14 protein-coding genes are annotated in these 17,358 nt (G+C 53.5%); 13 read left to right on the forward strand and 1 reads right to left on the reverse strand.

What is annotated here, in order from left to right; genetic code table 11:
• The first annotated feature begins 18 nt into the window (after positions 1-18).
• Both V5S80_RS03560 and hisG read left to right on the forward strand, forming a co-directional pair.
• Positions 19-282, forward strand: coding sequence for a phosphoribosyl-ATP diphosphatase (locus V5S80_RS03560; RefSeq protein ID WP_395169327.1), 264 nt, complete (start codon positions 19-21; stop codon positions 280-282).
• Between the two features lie 11 nt (positions 283-293).
• Positions 294-1,148 carry an ATP phosphoribosyltransferase gene (hisG, locus tag V5S80_RS03565; protein ID WP_395169328.1) on the forward strand — a complete coding sequence of 285 codons (855 nt, stop codon included), beginning with the start codon at positions 294-296 and terminating at the stop codon, positions 1,146-1,148.
• Positions 1,149-1,170: 22 nt separating this feature from the next.
• Here hisG and V5S80_RS03570 read toward each other — a convergent pair whose 3' ends face one another.
• The gene (locus tag V5S80_RS03570) at positions 1,171-1,995 is read right to left on the reverse strand and encodes a RecB family exonuclease (protein WP_395169329.1); all 825 of its coding nucleotides are present in this window, start codon (positions 1,993-1,995) and stop codon (positions 1,171-1,173) included.
• Between the two features lie 127 nt (positions 1,996-2,122).
• Here V5S80_RS03570 and V5S80_RS03575 point away from each other — a divergent pair, with 127 nt between their 5' ends.
• From V5S80_RS03575 to lnt, 11 genes are all read left to right on the forward strand, one after another.
• Positions 2,123-2,959, forward strand: coding sequence for a tRNA (adenine-N1)-methyltransferase (locus V5S80_RS03575; RefSeq protein WP_395169330.1), 837 nt, complete (start codon positions 2,123-2,125; stop codon positions 2,957-2,959).
• Between the two features lie 112 nt (positions 2,960-3,071).
• A complete protein-coding gene (gene arc / locus V5S80_RS03580; RefSeq protein WP_395169331.1) occupies positions 3,072-4,715 on the forward strand; it encodes a proteasome ATPase in 1,644 nt (547 codons plus the stop codon).
• On the forward strand, positions 4,715-6,268 hold the full coding sequence (gene dop, locus V5S80_RS03585; protein ID WP_395169459.1) for a depupylase/deamidase Dop: 1,554 nt from the start codon (positions 4,715-4,717) through the stop codon (positions 6,266-6,268). The genes arc and dop overlap by 1 nt, the downstream gene beginning before the upstream one ends.
• Positions 6,269-6,343: 75 nt before the next feature.
• Positions 6,344-6,532, forward strand: coding sequence for a ubiquitin-like protein Pup (locus V5S80_RS03590; RefSeq protein WP_395169332.1), 189 nt, complete (start codon positions 6,344-6,346; stop codon positions 6,530-6,532).
• A 32-nt stretch (positions 6,533-6,564) separates the two neighbouring features.
• Entirely contained in the window at positions 6,565-7,965 is a 1,401-nt protein-coding gene (gene pafA, locus V5S80_RS03595; RefSeq protein WP_395169460.1) for a Pup--protein ligase, read from the forward strand.
• A gap of 18 nt (positions 7,966-7,983) precedes the next feature.
• The gene (locus tag V5S80_RS03600) at positions 7,984-9,879 is read left to right on the forward strand and encodes a WYL domain-containing protein (RefSeq protein WP_395169333.1); all 1,896 of its coding nucleotides are present in this window, start codon (positions 7,984-7,986) and stop codon (positions 9,877-9,879) included.
• Between the two features lie 85 nt (positions 9,880-9,964).
• A complete protein-coding gene (tatA, locus tag V5S80_RS03605; protein WP_395169334.1) occupies positions 9,965-10,240 on the forward strand; it encodes a Sec-independent protein translocase subunit TatA in 276 nt (91 codons plus the stop codon).
• Positions 10,241-10,279: 39 nt separating this feature from the next.
• Positions 10,280-11,536, forward strand: a complete 1,257-nt coding sequence (gene tatC / locus V5S80_RS03610) for a twin-arginine translocase subunit TatC (protein ID WP_395169335.1) — start codon at positions 10,280-10,282, stop codon at positions 11,534-11,536.
• A gap of 2 nt (positions 11,537-11,538) precedes the next feature.
• The gene (locus tag V5S80_RS03615; protein WP_395169336.1) at positions 11,539-14,364 is read left to right on the forward strand and encodes a DEAD/DEAH box helicase; all 2,826 of its coding nucleotides are present in this window, start codon (positions 11,539-11,541) and stop codon (positions 14,362-14,364) included.
• 36 nt (positions 14,365-14,400) lie between these two features.
• Positions 14,401-15,546 carry a M24 family metallopeptidase gene (locus tag V5S80_RS03620; protein ID WP_395169337.1) on the forward strand — a complete coding sequence of 382 codons (1,146 nt, stop codon included), beginning with the start codon at positions 14,401-14,403 and terminating at the stop codon, positions 15,544-15,546.
• Between the two features lie 39 nt (positions 15,547-15,585).
• Positions 15,586-17,337 (forward strand): apolipoprotein N-acyltransferase, encoded by a 1,752-nt coding sequence (lnt, locus tag V5S80_RS03625; protein WP_395169338.1) that lies wholly within the window; start codon positions 15,586-15,588, stop codon positions 17,335-17,337.
• Positions 17,338-17,358: the final 21 nt, after the last annotated feature.

Here is a 17,358-nt window from a genome sequence, read left to right on the forward strand (position 1 = left end):
TGTGGAAGGATGGGCCTTGTGAAAAGCTTTGATGACCTTTTTGCTGAGATCACTGTGCGGGCTGAACGTCGTCCCGAAGGCTCCAGGACGGTCGACGCGTTGGATCGGGGTATCCATTTCATCGGTAAGAAAATCGTGGAGGAAGCCGGCGAGGTGTGGTTAGCTGCTGAATACCAGTCTAACGATGAGCTCGCCGAGGAGATCAGTCAACTGTTGTATTGGCTACAGGTCGTCGCTGCTAAGCGGCAACTGTCACTAGCCGATATTTACCGTCACCTATAGGAGGCCGTCCTATGCTTCGCGTCGCTGTGCCTAATAAAGGTTCTCTCTCAGAAGCAGCTACTCATATCCTGGCTGAAGCTGGATATAGGATGCGCAGGGATTCAAAAGATTTAACATCGTGGGATGAGCAGAATGATGTGGAGTTTTTCTTCCTTCGCCCCAAGGATATTGCTATTTACGTGGCGAAGGGGCACCTCGATTTAGGGATCACAGGGCGGGATTTAGCCGCGGATTCTGCAGCAACCGGTGTCAATGAGCTTCTTGCTCTTGGTTTTGGAGCATCAACATTCCGTTATGCAGCTCCGCAGGGCGAGATGTGGTCTGTGGAGAAGCTGGATGGAAAGCGGATTGCGACGAGTTATCCGAGCCTGGTCGAGACGGATTTGAGGAAGCGGGGTTGTGATGCTGATGTGATTCGTCTTGATGGTGCGGTGGAGATTTCAATTCGTCTTGGAGTGGCAGATGTCATTGCTGATGTGGTGTCGACTGGTCGTACTCTCCGACAGCAAGGGCTGGAGCCGTTTGGGGATGTGATCTGCACGTCGGAGGCTATCATTGTCGGTCGTCATGATCAGCCTGTGTCGGACGAACATCAAATTTTACTCCGCCGTATCGAGGGGATTCTTCATGCGAAGAACTACCTCATGATTGATTACAACTGCCCTCAGAGCCTTCTTTCCGATGCGACCAGACTGACGCCTGGGTTGTCTGCCCCTACCGTGTCTCCGCTTGCCGATGATGGCTGGGTCGCTGTTCGTGCTATGGTGCCGCGCAGCTCTGCTAACCGGTTAATGGACGAGTTATCTGCGTTAGGTGCTGAGGCGATCCTTGCGACGGATATACGGATTGCGCGACTGACCCGGTGAGAACGTTACTGGTGGAGAACGACTACTTTGTGGAAGTATTGAGGGCGTCATCCGGCCACCCAGGGTAGGGCAGTTCCGTTCCACCTTTGGCGGGGCAGAGCGACTGAAATGAGCACCAATCGCAGAGTTTGGACTCCCGGGGGCGGAACCTCCCCGTTTTGCCGTCCCGCTCGATTTTCGACCATAGGTCTCCAATGTCGCGTTCAAAGTACTCTAGTTCCATTTGGGATGGCGCCAGGTACATCGAATCCATTACTTTGAGATACATTAATCTCAGCTGCGTTGGGATAATATTGAATAATCGCCAATATACGAGTGCATAGAATCGCATCTGGAACATTGCTTGCTGGTTGAAACGGGGAATGGGCTTCTTTCCTGTTTTGTAGTCCACGACGCGAACTTCCCCGGTGGGGGCAATGTCAACACGATCGATGAATCCTCGTACGGGGACTCCATTAGGCAGTGTGGTGTCCACAGGCATTTCGCATTCATCGGCATCGAAATTCTCGGGGTTTTCCATGGCGAAATACCCCTTCAAGAGCGTTCTGCATTCGACCAAAAATGCGAAGAGATCGTCGTCAGGGACTAGTTTGTTCAGTTCAGGATCCTTATCGACCATCATCGCCCAGTGTGGTTTAAGCATCTTGGTGGCGTTGGGGTAGGTACGCTCAGATCGTGGTTGGCCATGCATGTTTTCGAGCACGGCGTGAACTAATGTCCCTTTCACTTGAGCAAGTGTTTTCGGCTCGGAGAGTCGATCAATGGCACGATACCGATATAGGAGGGGACATTGGTTATAGTCTCCTGCTCGGGAAGGCGATAAGGCCATGCGTCGTCGAGCACTCATAAATCATGACCATAGCGCATGCCACATGGCGGCCCTGCAGCCCCTACACTGTCTTAGGTGCAGCCTGGCTCTCTGCCCAGGTGGCTTACCATTTTTGTTGTTTTCTTTTCCTCAAGGAGCTTGTTCAATGGCTTACTCGGGCGTCTTTCGGCCTGGCGATCGTGTTCAACTGACCGACGCTAAGCGTCGTCACTTCACTATTGACTTGGCTGAAGGGGCGAAGTTCTTTACTCATATGGGTGCCATTGACCACGATGACATCATCGGCAATGACGAAGGCACTGTCGTTGTGTCGACTGAGGGAGGCCAATACCTGTGTTTCCGTCATCTCATGGTGGACTATGTCCTCTCCATGCCTCGTGGTGCGCAAGTAATTTATCCTAAAGACGCTGCTCAGATCGTCATTGAGGGCGATATTTTTCCCGGCGCGCGGGTGCTCGAGGCGGGCGCTGGATCAGGAGCGTTAACGTTATCACTTCTTCGTGCTGTGGGGGACCGGGGGACGGTTTTTTCCTATGAAATTCGTGACGATCATTTGACGTATGCCTTGTCAAATGTGTCTGATTTCATGGGGTCTGCTCCGGCTAATTGGAAGCCTCGGCTGGGTGACATTCGCGATGTCACCATTGATGATCTCGATGGCCCTGTTGATCGGATTATTTTGGACATGTTGGAGCCGTGGGAGTGTTTGGAGACGTGTAAAAATCTTCTCCTGCCCGGTGGCGTGTTTATCGGGTATGTGGCGACAGTTCCGCAGCTAATGAAAGTTATGGAAGGGCTACGTGCTCAGGGATGCTTCACTGAGCCTCGCGCCTGGGAGTCATTGGTACGTGAGTGGAAGGTCGATGGGTTAGCTACACGCCCGGAGCATCGGATGAATGCGCATACTGCCTTCTTGGTGTGTGCCCGTCGTTTGGCTGATGGGACTGTTCCGCCCAAGCCGAAGCGGCGCGTGCAAAAGTAGCCAACGGTAAAGTACGGCGACTACGTGGTCCGAGGACTGTACTGAGATGCCAGGTCAGTCTTCTTAGCGCAGACACGGTTTCGGAGGATGTTCGGCTTTGTAGGATGGGGTTATGACAACGCCTTCTCCCCATGTCTCGCCCTCACTCAAGGAATTACAATTAGCTAACCGTACTTTAGGTACTCGCAACGCCAAGCTCGTCGAGATGCTTAAGGCGTCACGCGATAAATTAGATGCTCTCAATGAGCAGATCAGGGCCCTATCAGATCCCCCCAGTACGTACGGGACCCTCCTCAAACTTAACCCGGGTGGTCACACCGCCGAAGTCTTTACGTCTAATCGGCGGATGCGGTTAGTTGTCTCCCCCGGAGTAGACACGTCACAATTGACACCGGGATCGCTAGTTCGACTAGGGGAGGGACAGGAGGTCGTCGAGCATTGTGGTTGTCGTGATTTCGGTGATATCGCTGTTGTCAAAGAATTTTTACCCGAGGATTCACGAGTGGTCGTTGCTGACACGATGGGCGAGCTGCGTGTTCTGAAGATGGCTGGTCCACTCTCTGCATTGTGGTCACATAACGGTGTCGGTATCGGCGATCAGGTGTTAGTAGATTACCGGGCAGGCTATGCCTTCGAGTCCATTCCGAAGGCAGATGTCGAGAACCTCATTTTGGAAGAAGTTCCTCAGGTGTCTTATGAGGACATCGGTGGCCTTCATCATCAGATTGAGATGATTCATGATGCAGTCGAACTACCATTCACGCATCCCGATCTATACCGCAAGTTTGACCTTCACCCACCCAAGGGGGTGTTACTGTACGGGCCTCCTGGGTGCGGTAAGACACTGATCGCAAAAGCGGTCGCTCACTCATTAGCACAGAAAATGGGTAGTGGCGGTGAGAGTTACTTCTTAAATATCAAGGGCCCGGAGCTACTGAATAAGTTCGTGGGTGAGACTGAGCGCCAAATTCGCCAGATTTTTGAACGCGCTCGATCGATTGCAGAGGGCCCCCGACCGGTCATCGTGTTTTTCGATGAAATGGACGCAATTTTCCGTACACGTGGCTCTGGAATCTCGTCTGACTTAGAAAATACTGTTGTGCCGCAGCTTCTCGCGGAGATTGACGGCGTCGAGGACCTTCGAAACGTTATTATCATCGGGGCCTCAAACCGAGAAGAAATGATTGATCCGGCGATTCTTCGCCCGGGCCGATTGGATGTGAAGATACGGGTTGAGCGTCCGGATGAGGTGTCTGCTCGAGAAATTGCCGCGTTGTACATTGTGGACACGTTGCCCTTGGACCCATCATTGGTGGAGCACACCGGCGATCGCCATTCTGCGGTAGCGGCACTTATCGACGAGCTGACTAGTAGGATGTACTCCGATAATCCAGAGAACGAATTTGTCGTGCTGACCTTCATGGATGGGAGTCATGAAACACTTTATTATCGCGATTTCGCCTCTGGGGCAATGATTGCGAATATCGTAGATCGCGCGAAAAAGAATGCATTGAAAAGAGCACTAGCATCGGGCAACCCCGATAGCCACGGCATTTCGCTCGATGATGTTCGTACTGCGGTTGACCAAGAGTTCATTGAAAATGATGACTTACCCAATACCGCCAATCCAGATGAGTGGGCGCGAATTTCTGGTCGGTCTGGCCAGCGCGTCACAAACGTCACGGTGGCACGACACGCGTCAGCCCCCATCCATGCCAAGCAGGTGGTGGCTGACGTGGACGAGGGGAGAGAATGATGCTTCATCACCAGCCTCGGATAATGGGAACAGAGACCGAATTCGGCATTTCCTGCCCTTCGAACCCCAGTATGAGTCCAATTACAACCTCGACAGCTGCGGTCATGGCGTATGCCGATAAACTCGGACTCGGCTCGGACCGAACACGCTGGGATTATGAGCCTGAATCCCCGCTTCGCGATGCGCGTGGTTTCGATCTTCGCCGATATGCCGCTCATCACGCACCGGTGTTAGACCCGAACGCAATGGGGGCGGCAAACATCATCGTGGGCAATGGCGCACGTTTTTATGTCGACCATGCTCATCCCGAATATTCGTCACCAGAAGTAACCGATGCTCTCTCTGCAGTGATCTGGGATAAAGCTGGGGACATCATTATGAGCCGCGCTGCCCAAGCCGCTACCCAGGCTGGGATTGGCCACGAGGGGGAGCATTGGGATCTCAAAATCTATAAGAATAACGTTGATGGCAAAGGCGCCTCATACGGCACTCACGAAAACTATCTGTACCGTCGCGACACCGATATGACCGCCATTGAACAGGGCCTGATTCCCTTTTTCGTGACTCGACAAATCATGACCGGCGCTGGCCGCGTCGGCCTAGGCCAGCACAGCGAGAATGCTGGTTTCCAAATCTCACAGCGCGCTGATTACATAGAAACCACGGTCTCACTGGAGACGACCCTCAACCGCGGAATCATCAATACTCGTGATGAGCCCCATGCTAAGGCTGACGAATGGCGACGTCTTCACGTTATTATTGGGGACGCCAACTTGTCAGAGTATGCGCAGTTCCTCAAGCTGGGCACAACGGCGCTGGTCCTCGACGCTATCGAAGCAGGAATCGATTTTTCTGATCTCGAGCTCGAGTCTCCAGTAGATGACCTCCACCGCGTCTCACGCGACCTCACATGTACAGCAGTGCTACGCGGAGCAGACCGCAAAACGCAGTGGACCGCCATCGACATTCAACGTATCTACCACGACCGAGTCGTGGACGCTGCCCACCACGGACTGATCAGTCTGAGTGATGTCGATAAGAAAGTACTCACTGTGTGGGAGGACATCCTCACAGACTTGTCATCCGATCCTCACATAACCGCCGACCGTCTCGACTGGACCGCGAAATATGCCCTACTCGACGGATTCAGACAGCGCGGAACAGGGCAGTGGGACGACCCGCGGCTATCGCTTATTGACTTGCAATACAGTGACTGCGATCCCAGCAAAGGGCTTTACCACGCTCTCGTCCGCCGGGGAAGGATGCAAACCCTCGTCGATCCAGAAGATATCGACGCAGCTATAGACACACCACCAACCAACACGCGCGCATGGCTACGAGGTCGTCTCATCACGCGCTTTCCCCATGACATCCTTGCCGCAAACTGGGACAACCTCATTGTCGGAACATCCCAACCACAACGCATCGATCTCAGCTCATTGACTGCCACCGCTGCCGATGCCACCTACGACATCACCGAGGGCGCACGGGATATCAACGATGTCACACGCTTCCTTTCAGCCTCCGGCATATGCGAAGTTACACCCCTGTGACACATGTACACGCGATACAGTGAAGCAATAGAGACAACACCACGCACCTCAACCCCTAAAAGAGAGCTCCCCACAATGGAAAAAACAACACACACTTACGGCACCACACATGGCAACGACCTCACCACTGACGAGGAACACACCACTGGCCAATCGCAAATCAACAGCCAAGGAACCGACGACCTCCTCGACGAAATTGACGGCCTCCTAGAATCCAACGCAGAAGAATTTGTTCGTTCCTACGTTCAAAAGGGCGGCCAGTGAGCACTGATAACACGGTTTTCACCCGCCGCATCATGGGAATCGAAACCGAATTCGGAATCACATGCACCCATGATGGAATACAATCTGTCGCGCCCGACGATATTGCCCGGCAGCTCTTTCACCCAATCATCGAGCGCTTCCGCAGTTCAAATATCTACACACATAACGGCGGACGCCTCTATCTTGACGTGGGATCACACCCAGAATACGCCACGCCCGAATGCGATAACCTCAGCCAATTGTTGATCTACGACCGCGCTGGGGAGGCCACTCTCAATCGTCTCGCTGACCAAGCAGAGCAGGTTCTCGTCGAACAACACATCGACGGCAGTATTCATCTATTTAAGAACAATACCGATTCACTCGGTAATTCCTACGGATGCCACGAAAACTACCTTGTTGGCCGACAGATGCCTCTTCAACAATTGGGCCAGGAGTTCATCCCGTTTCTCATCACCCGTCAATTGATCTGCGGCGCCGGGCATATTGTGGGCCCTCAATCACGGGGAGCACACAATGACTCAGGGCCAAGCTATCAGTTGAGCCAGCGTGCCAACCATGTGTGGGAAGGAGTGTCATCTGCGACGACACGGTCACGTCCGATTATTAACACCCGAGACGAACCGCATGCAGATTCTGAGCTCTACCGACGCCTGCATGTCATCGTCGGGGATACGTCCATGTCCGAGACCACGGCCGCGCTCAAGGTTGGATCTGCTCTTCTTGTTCTTGAAATGCTGGAGGCGGGCTATACATTCGACACGTGGGAGATTGCGAATCCTCCGCAGGCTATTCGCGACATTAGCTACGATCTCACTGGGCGGGCGCCCATCGTCCTTCGATCTGGTCGTGTCAGCTGTGCGCTCCAGGTTCAGTGTGCATTTCTCGAAAGCGCACAACGGTGGCTGCACGAGCGCCCAGGCGATCATCGCGGTACATCGAATGCCGAGATGCAGCGTGTCGTCACGATGTGGAAAAAGGTCCTCACGGCCATTGATGCGGGAGACACGACGCAGATTGTTACTGATATTGATTGGGCCATCAAGAAGGACATCATCGACCGCTATCAAGACAAATTCGGCTGGGATCTATGCCACCCGAAGCTTCAGCAAATTGACTTTGCGTATCATGATATTCGCCCAGGAAAGGGGATCTTCCGGACTCTCGAACGAAACGGTCGCGTATCACGCTGGCTGCCTGAGGCTGATTCGACCGTAATCGCTGAGGCCGTTAATACCCCGCCACACACCACACGCGCAAAAATACGAGGTGATTTTCTCCGCCTCGCTCATGAATATGATGCTGATGTCTCAGTCGATTGGACACGCTTGAAGGTCAACCGGCCAGGACCTCGTGATATTGCGTTGACCGACCCATTCACCGCCCACGATCCTCGAGCAGAAGAACTAATTCTGACCATTCTCAACCAGTAATGCAAAGGGGGATTCCGCATGACGCCATCCGCACATCATACCCGTCGTGATACCCCGACCCATTCCACCCGAACTACCTACGAGCGTCTCATTAACCTTGTACTCGCGTTGAAAGACTCCACCCGGCCTCTGAGAGGGAGGTGGATCATTGAGCATGTCAGTGGCTACGGGGATGTTCCAGAAGAATCACGGTTGCGAAAGCTCACCCGCGATATCGCCCAACTACGTGACCTCGGCTTCGTCATCACTGCCGTGGAGGATGGATACCTTATAGATTTCTCTCACACCATTGATGTCCATTTCACACGCGAGGAAATGGAGGTTATCGCTCTCGCAAGCAAGTTCGCCCTCTCAGGGGACCTCGCCGTGTTAGGGCAACGAGCATGGGTAAAGCTTTCCGCAGCAGGGTCTCTTGGTACAGTAGCACCCGTTCACGGAGTTCCGGACGGTACGGACCTCACCGGACCGGATTTCTCTACGGTTCTTCATGCCATCACTACTGGCACTGTTGTCCAGTTTCTCTACTATCCGTCGGTCGAAGACGAACCGGTCCAACGCACCGTCGAGCCTTGGGCCCTCGTCCCTCACAACGGGCGATGGTACCTTACCTGTTTTGACCTCGAACGCAACGAGCCGCGGAGTTTTCGATTAGCGCGGATTAACTCCATTGACGACACAGGTGTCGCAGCCAGCCATATCGCCCACCGTGTTAACACGGACCTCAAGGAACTCGTGAGCTCCGTTGTGAACCGGGAGACCATTGCGCATGAGACTCGTTCCTCGGTCAGGAGTCGTTTAGACTCCCTGAGAGCTGGGATTACCGATTCCTCCACATGGATTCTTCCCACATCCATGCCGAAGCTTGAGGATACGGACCATTCTGTCGATGAATGTGATATACCGAGCGTTTCACACCAACACCACACCGAACTATTGCGGCTCTTCACCATTGTTCCCTATCTTCGGCAACACTCTGGTGTGACTCTATTCGAGGCTGCTCATGACCTGGCTATGTCGCCGAGGCAACTGAAAAATGACATCACCACGTTGACATTCTGTGGCCTTCCAGGTTTGGCAGGTGGGGATTTAATCGATATCGATGCAGATCCTCGCCACATTTTTCTCTGGGCGGATCAAGGTCTCACGGCTCCTGTTGGGCTTACTATGGAAGAGGCTAGTGCCATTCTTATGGCACTGGGAACCATCGACTCAATTTCTGGCATTGTTGATTCTGACACGATTCGTCGGGCTGAATATAAGCTTCGGAAGATGGCAGGCCATCATGCTGATGCCATCGCTCGTTCGACCCAAGGTGGGAATCATGCACTCGTTAGTACCGTCGCTGACGCGATCATGACGACAACAACGCTTGCTCTTGTCTATGGTGACTTTCTCGGAGACGATGATACCAACGCACGAAACGTTGATCCTCTCATGATCGTCGTTGTCGACGGGGTGAGTTACCTCCGTGCACTGTCGCTGCCCGCGCCCCAGGATGGAGGAGAGTCAGCGAGACACAGCGATGATGACAATCCGTTCTCGAGGGAGAATATCCGACATTTTCGTATCGACCGGATCCGATCGGTACAACCTCAGGGCCCGTCATCGTTACTTTCCAAGGAAAGGGACCGGCTGTGCACGTCTATTAATCCTCGCGATCCCTTCGGTTTTCAAGAAAGTACACATTGGGCACGAGTGTGGTTGGCGCCGTCAGTCCGGTGGATTGTTGACTATGAACAAGTATGGCCTGTCACTAATTTCAAGGGTGGTCTGATTGTCGACATACCCGGCCGGGATAGGTGGATTCACGATTTCTTGCTCAGACATGGCGGAGCTGCTATCCCGCTCGAGCCCCCAGAGCTACGAGAATCGATCGCTCGCTGTGCAGAAGCTGAGATACTTCGGTATCGTTAAGCACCGATCAGTCACTCCCCACTAAGTAGGCGACACGCTGGGGTGGCTTCAGTATTGTTCACCGCAGCGTCGTAAGGTGTACTTCATGGCTAACCTAGGGTTTCCTGAGCTCGTTCTCATCGCAGTTGTCATCCTTCTTCTCTTCGGGTGGAAAAAGCTTCCTGATGCCGCACGCTCGGTTGGCCGCTCCATGCGGATTTTCAAGTCTGAGGTATCAGAAATGAAGAACGACGGTACGGACGGTAATGCGCACTCCGCAGCATCGACAAAGACCAATGAGATTACTTCTTCGCAACAAGGTGGTGGTGACCAGACCTCTTTTGCGGTGGAATCCACAGACGAGAAGAAAGACCGTGCCTAGAGCCTCTCTACTAAAACCCTCCGAGAGGACCAGGCGCTCGTGACTCAATCACCGTCGATACGCAACAGCAGAGGCATGCCTCGCGCGTCAAAGAAAAACCCTGATGGAACCATGTCCATCGTTGACCACCTGCGCGAACTCCGTACACGCTTGTTGCGGGCACTCGCTGCGATTTCTTTAACGACGATTATTGGTTTCTTGTGGTACGAGCATGGAATTTCAGCCTGGTCCGTGGGGGCTATCCATTTTCCACGAGTGCCGAGTCTCGGCGAAATTTTAAAAGCACCATACTGTTCGTTGCCTCCATCAGCTCGGGCTTCCTTTTCCGCAGACCACGAATGTCGACTTATCGCGACCAGCCCGTTTGAAATGTTCATGCTACGCATGAAGATGGGCACGCTAGCAGGAGTAGTGTTGGCCTGCCCACTGTGGCTAATCGAAGTATGGGGTTTTATTACGCCGGGTCTCCTCAAAAACGAACGGCGATGGACGTTGTCCGTCGGCGCAATCGCAGGATTACTGTTTGTCGGCGGTGTGATTGCCGCATATCTGGTTTTACCCATGGGCCTGGACATGCTGTTGCATTTGGGTGATAGTACCCAGATTTCCGCCTTGACCGGTGAGAAGTACTTCAATTTCGTCATTACGCTTATCGTGGTCTTCGGTTTAAGTTTCGAAGTTCCTCTCTTTACGGCTATGTTGAACCTCGCCGGTGTAGTGCACTATGAGCATCTCAAGGACAAACGACGAATCTTAATTGTCCTTATCTTCATTTTCGCCGCTATTGCTACGCCTGGGCAGGATCCCATCTCTATGATGGTTCTTGCCCTTACGCTCGTTGTTCTCATGGAACTAGCGCTGCAGTTTACTCGGTTCCATGATCGCCGACGTGCTCGGCATGTCTCTGAGTGGGAGGGGCTCAGCGATGATGAAGCCTCACCATTGGCGGCTGCTCCGTCATTGGTTCCGGTCGCAGAATCTATCTACGACGAGGTCGAGCACAGCACGGGTGGGGAAGGCGTTTCTCGTCCAGTGGGAGCTTCGGGTCCCATACCTCCACCTGCCCCTATTTCACCGCCAGATGCCCCTCCGCGCTCGTTACCCTTGTCGGAACCGACGCCAGCGAGTGATCGGGGCCTGACGGACGCTGCCACTGGGCTCCAGAGGTCGCAGACAGCTCCGCCGGCCGCAGCGCTCCGCCGGAGAACACGCTCATGGAATGATGATTCTGACCACGTAGCCCATCAGACCGGCAATGACACCATTCAATCCCGTGATTTCGACGATGTCCTATAATGATGCCTTCTCACTCAGCGTATAACGATTTTCCCATCTTTCACCGTTTTTCTGACTGCCAGGATTTTTCACTTGACCAGTTCCAAATCGATGGTTGCCATGCCATCGAACGAGGTCGGGGGGTGCTTGTCAGCGCGCCGACGGGCTCGGGGAAAACGATTGTGGGGGAGTTCGCGGTCTTCCTGGCTTTGGAGCTGGGAAAGCGATGCTTCTATACGACGCCTATTAAGGCGCTCTCGAATCAGAAATACAACGATTTACGCGCGAGGTATGGCGATGACCGCGTGGGGCTGATGACTGGTGATATTTCCGTCAACCGCGATGCTGATGTGATTGTCATGACCACTGAAGTGTTGCGCAATATGATCTATGCTGACGCAGATTCTTTGGATAATTTGTCGCATGTTGTCATGGACGAGGTGCATTATCTTGCCGATCCGGAACGTGGGCCAGTATGGGAAGAAGTTATCCTGAATTTGGATGACGCTGTTTCCATTGTGGCGTTGTCTGCCACTGTCTCTAATATCGAGCAGTTCGGAGAATGGATCAGGACAGTCCGAGGGGACACAGACATTATTCTGTGGGAACACCGTCCGGTTCCTCTCCACCAGTATATGTTGATCGGGAACTCTATTGTCCCGCTATTTTTGTCGAATGATTCTTCGTTATCAGATGGTGAACCACCTGAGATTAACCCGGAGTTGGTGTCGAAGTGCGGTCGTGCCGAGCTTCGCAGTAATGGGCGTCGGAAACGGCCTCATCGTCCTGTTGTTATTGGACAGTTACAGGCTGCATCAATGCTGCCTGCCATTATCTTCATCTTCTCTCGAGCCGGTTGCGAGGGTGCGTTAGCACAGTGCTACTCGGCCCGAGTTCAGCTTACGACGCGGGATGAGGCTCGTGAGATTCTTGCGATTGTCGACGCAGATACTGCGGATATCCCTCACGAGGATCTGGATCTTATGGGGTTTCGTCGATGGCGCACTAATTTGTCGCGTGGGATTGCTGCGCATCATGCGGGGATGCTCCCAGCGTTTCGGCATGTGGTGGAAAAACTCTTCGTGCAAGGTCTGCTCAAAGTCGTTTTTGCGACGGAGACGTTGGCACTAGGGATTAATATGCCTGCACGGACTGTCGTGTTGGAATCATTGGTGAAGTTTAATGGGGAAGCCCATGTGGATCTCACTCCAGCTCAATACACTCAGCTGACTGGTCGTGCTGGCCGGCGTGGTATTGATGTGTTGGGTAATGCCGTGGTGTTGTGGCAACCGTCATTGGATCCACAAGCTGTCGCTGAGTTGGCGTCGACGCGGACATATCCGTTGGTATCGACGTTCCGTCCGGGCTACAACATGTCGGTGAACTTGCTGAATACATTGGGTGTGACGAAATCTCATGCGCTTCTTGAGCGATCATTTGCCCAGTTTTTGGCGAACGAGGACGTCGTTGCTGATGCTCATAAGCAGCGCGTTCGCCGTCGGCAGGTTGAATCACGCCATGAGGATCTTCGAGAGCTCCTGGGTCATCGATCAGAAAATAAGCTGGCGGACTATGTCACTATTCGTCACGACTTGTCGAGCGAAGAAAAGAAACTTCAGGCTGACAACCGCAAGGAGCGATTGAAGGAGATTTCTCGATTCCTTCGGTCGGTGGCTGTGGGGGATGTGATTGCCCTTCCTGAAGGCCGTAACCCTGCGTTGGCGGTGTGCGTTCGTACTCCCAGCGCAGCAGAAGAGTCACCTGGCCGAGGAGGCCGTGGTGACTATCGTGGGCGGCGTGGGAAGCGTGATCGTAGTCGATATCGTCGCGACAGGGATGATCGTGATCCCGAACCAATGGTGATTACTGAAGATGGGCGCGCTGGCTATCTTCATGCGGATGAGTTGGGTAATGTCCCGATGAAAGTGGGACGGATGCGGCTTCCACAGGATGTGTCGCGTCGTCCGAAACGTGCACGTTCTTTTATTCGTTCTGAGTTCCGGAGGCATGATTTTGATCGGCCGCGGTCGTTGAAACCACGAGCTCGGGTGAAGAAGAGTCCGCTTATTACGTCGTTGAGGAAAGAGTTGCGTGCTCATCCAGTGCACACGTGGGATGATCGGGAAAATCTTGTGCGCAGTTATGAGCAGTGGGTGAAAGCGCAGGATGATTGTTTGCGGGATTCCCGGTCAGATTCGGTTGTGCGCGCTCGTGATGCGGAGACGCTGGTCTCAACGTTTGACAGGAGGATCGCTCTGCTGCGTGAGATTGGTTATGTTGACCCGCCGATCGAGGTGGTGGAGTTAGCAGAGGGGGGGGCTGCTGATGATCTGTTACTCACTGAGGAGGGGCTCCGCCTAGCACGGATCCATAATGAATCGGATCTGCTTATTGCTCAATGTTTGCGGAGGAGGATTTGGGATGACCTTGATCCGGCAGAGCTCGCTGGTGTCGTGAGCACGTGTGTCTTTGATAATCGCAAGTCTGTTCCTGGGGATGTCGATGTTCCAACGGAGCGATTAGCGAAGGCGATGGAGAATACTGAGCGCCTGTGGGAGGAGGTTGTTTCTGATGAGGAGCGTCACGGTCTTCCTCTGACGCGCCCAGTGGAGGGGGAGTTGGCGACGGCAATGCATCAGTGGACTGCTGGTGCCCCGTTGTCGTACTGTATTCAAGCTGCTGCGGCGAATGGTGCGTCGTTGACACCTGGTGATTTTGTGCGCTCCTGTCGACAGGTCATTGATGTGCTTAACCAAATTAAGTCTGCTGGATATTCCGATGATATTCGTGCTCATGCCCGTCAAGCAGTCGAGGCAATGCGTCGGGGTGTCGTCGCTATGGGTAGTTAGAAGTGGTCATGTGCGTCTGCTAGTAGTCTCGTAGCCATGACACAGAGCAGTATTCATGGTCGTGATGTGGCTTTTTCGGATCGCCTTCGGCGTGCCCGTCGTTTGGTCAAGGACAATGGCCTGGTAGGACTTGTTTTTGGAGCTGGGGTAGAGCTGGAGTATTTCATTGGTACTCCGTTGTTTTCTCACGAGCGTTTAACAGCCTTGGTCATCACGGAAGACCGATCGGTCCTAATTACGCCGGCTGTGGAACGCGGTGAGGTCGAGGATAGCTATGTGTCCCGTGCTGATATGACGGTTAATTATTGGATCGATGGTCAGAACCCGTATGACCTGGTCGTAAATGTTCTTCGCTCGGCTCCGACCAGTATGGCTGAGGGGAACGTTCTCTCAGGGACGGTTGGCGTCGGGTCCACAGTGACGTCGGACCATTTGCTTCCTCTCCAGGACCATGGTTACCGCTGGATCCTCGCAGGGCCGGTACTCCGCGAACTTTTTATGCGGAAAGATCCCTACGAGATTGAGCAACTGACTGCGGCTGGACATGCCATCGACCGCGTTCACGCGGCTGTACCGGCTTTGCTCCGTGAGGGGCGTACTGAACGTCAGGTGGCCCAAGACATTAAGCAGCTCATTCTTCAGGACCATGATGCTGTCGATTTCATCATTGTGGGATCTGGCCCCAACGGTGCAAATCCCCATCATGACTACTCTGATCGGGTCATTTCTTCGGGTGATGTGGTGGTCGTCGACATCGGGGGAACACTCAACGGCTACCATTCGGACTGTACCCGCACGTACGTCGTCGGCGGACCGACTGAGAAGCAGCAGGAAGTCTATGACGTGCTTCACCAGGCGCAGGAGGCGGCGGTATCCGCGGCGAGGCCCGGTGTGTCTGCGGCGCAGATTGATGCGGTTGCCAGAAATATTATTACCGACGCTGGGTATGGTGATCAGTTCATCCACCGCACCGGCCATGGTATCGGATTGTCTACTCACGAGGAGCCGTTCATCATGAAGGGAAATGAACTGATTCTCGAACCTGGAATGGCGTTTTCTATCGAACCTGGTATTTATTTTGGGGGGGAGTGGGGCGCTCGCATCGAAGACATTCTCATTTTGACGAATAATGGTGCTATCTCAGTCAACAACCAACCACATGGTCTTGTCCGCATAAGGTAATGCGCTGGAATCAGATGTGCTAATAGTAGTCTTGATGCCATGCCAGCTCAGCGTCAACGTTCTGCGCATCGGCGGAAGAAAGCAGCACGTAAGTTCGATGTCCGAAGGGCGACCCAGCATACATACAGTAACCGGATCTTTTATGTAGGGGTACGGTTTGTACTGACTGCTTTTGCCGGGCTCTGTATTTATGCCTCGTACGAGCCCAATGGTCTGTGGTTTGCTGCCCCTGTCGGGATAGCACTTGTCATAGTTGCTCTTCAGCCGTGGGGTTCTCGGTCGTCAGCCCCGGGCCCATGGCTGGGTGCGTTTATCGCTTTCACTCAAGCCCTGGTCACCTACCTTTTCTATCTCCCATGGGTTGGGGAGTATGTGGGATCAGTCCCGTGGATTGCACTCAGCATTGTGGAGGCGCTTTATTCGTTGTTGTTTGGCGCAGGCGCTGTATTTCTACTATGTGCAGCGCGCACGGGTGGACGAAAAAACAGCAGATTGACAGCATATGAGTTGCTATTCAGTGTTATCGGAGTTCCGCTGTGGTATTTAGCTATCGAATATGCACGATCACACTGGCCTTTTGGTGGGTTCGCGTGGACTCGGTTGGCATGGGGACAGGTATCTGGCCCATTGTTGTCTTTTGCCCGGTTTGGTGGCCCTGCACTCGTTACTGTCGCAACCGTCGTGATGGGGATTGGTTTTTCCCTCCTTGTTCGGCGCTTGTGGGTTCCGGGATTGGCAATCATCCTTGTTATTCCAGGGATCGCGGGAGCGGCATGGACGCAGATACATGCTGGTCCTCAGCCGTCGGCTGAACGAATTGACTCGTTTGCGGCGCCGACGATGAGTCGGCGCTCTGGTAAAGCGATGACGCAGTCGTCAGAAACCGAGGTCACTGTGGCGGTCATTCAAGGCAACGTTCCACGTCTAGGGTTGACGTTTAATGAGCAGCAGCGTGCGGTGTTAGCAAATCACCGTGATGCGACGTTGGCTCTGGCACGGCGAATTGGGGACCATGTTTCACCCAAGCCGGATTTTGTCGTGTGGCCAGAGAATTCCTCAGACGTGGACCCTTTTATCGACTCCCTGGCTGAGGATGAGATCCAGAAGGCAGCTCAGGCTGTGGGAGCTCCAATTATTTTAGGTACCCTGACGTATCCACATGGTCAGCAACGCAATACTGTTGTGGTGTGGGATCCTGACACGGGGCCAGGGGAGAGGCACGATAAAGTCTATTTGCAGCCTTTTGGTGAGTACATGCCCTGGAGAAGCTTTTTTCGACACTTTTCGGCCTATGTCGATATGGTAGGGGATTTTACTCCTGGAGACGATAACGGTGTTGTCCATGTTCGTTCGGGGACAACGAATTCTCTCGTGTCAGTTGGGGTGGAAACGTGTTACGAGGTTGCCTTTGACGAAGCGTTTCAGCACGCTATAAAAGGTGGGGCTCAGATTTTCTCTGTTCCAACGAATAATGCGACGTTCGGTTTTACGGACATGTCGTATCAACAATTGGCGATGAGTAGGTTGCGCTCTGTCGAATATGACCGTGCCACTGTAGTGGCTGCCACTTCTGGTATCTCCGCCATTATTCGGCCTAATGGACAGGTGTCTGAGCGTACGCAGATGTTCACAGAGGGGATTCTTCATGCTCAGCTCCCTCTCCGAGCGACACGCACGGTAGCGTCATATTCTGCACCGGTCGTGGAGTGGACGATGTGTGGCCTCGGGGTTGGCCTTTTACTGGGTGCCTCTGTGTCACTACGGTTGGCGAAACGGGTAAAGTCGAAGTAGCTATCAACAGAGAGGATCACC

It is taken from the genome of Corynebacterium sp. PCR 32 (assembly GCF_037464985.1).
Lineage (GTDB): Bacteria > Actinomycetota > Actinomycetes > Mycobacteriales > Mycobacteriaceae > Corynebacterium > Corynebacterium kroppenstedtii_D.

Bases quoted from the DNA above. Each gene is read 5' to 3' on its own strand.
- arc (WP_395169331.1), top strand. From the start codon at position 3,072: ATGACAACGCCTTCTCCCCATGTCTCGCCCTCACTCAAGGAATTACAA.
- V5S80_RS03575 (WP_395169330.1), top strand. From the start codon at position 2,123: ATGGCTTACTCGGGCGTCTTTCGGCCTGGCGATCGTGTTCAACTGACC.
- V5S80_RS03570 (WP_395169329.1), bottom strand. From the start codon at position 1,995: ATGAGTGCTCGACGACGCATGGCCTTATCGCCTTCCCGAGCAGGAGAC.
- V5S80_RS03615 (WP_395169336.1), top strand. From the start codon at position 11,539: ATGCCTTCTCACTCAGCGTATAACGATTTTCCCATCTTTCACCGTTTT.
- lnt (WP_395169338.1), top strand. From the start codon at position 15,586: ATGCCAGCTCAGCGTCAACGTTCTGCGCATCGGCGGAAGAAAGCAGCA.
- V5S80_RS03620 (WP_395169337.1), top strand. From the start codon at position 14,401: ATGACACAGAGCAGTATTCATGGTCGTGATGTGGCTTTTTCGGATCGC.
- V5S80_RS03600 (WP_395169333.1), top strand. From the start codon at position 7,984: ATGACGCCATCCGCACATCATACCCGTCGTGATACCCCGACCCATTCC.
- pafA (WP_395169460.1), top strand. From the start codon at position 6,565: ATGGGAATCGAAACCGAATTCGGAATCACATGCACCCATGATGGAATA.
- dop (WP_395169459.1), top strand. From the start codon at position 4,715: ATGCTTCATCACCAGCCTCGGATAATGGGAACAGAGACCGAATTCGGC.
- tatA (WP_395169334.1), top strand. From the start codon at position 9,965: ATGGCTAACCTAGGGTTTCCTGAGCTCGTTCTCATCGCAGTTGTCATC.
- V5S80_RS03590 (WP_395169332.1), top strand. From the start codon at position 6,344: ATGGAAAAAACAACACACACTTACGGCACCACACATGGCAACGACCTC.
- hisG (WP_395169328.1), top strand. From the start codon at position 294: ATGCTTCGCGTCGCTGTGCCTAATAAAGGTTCTCTCTCAGAAGCAGCT.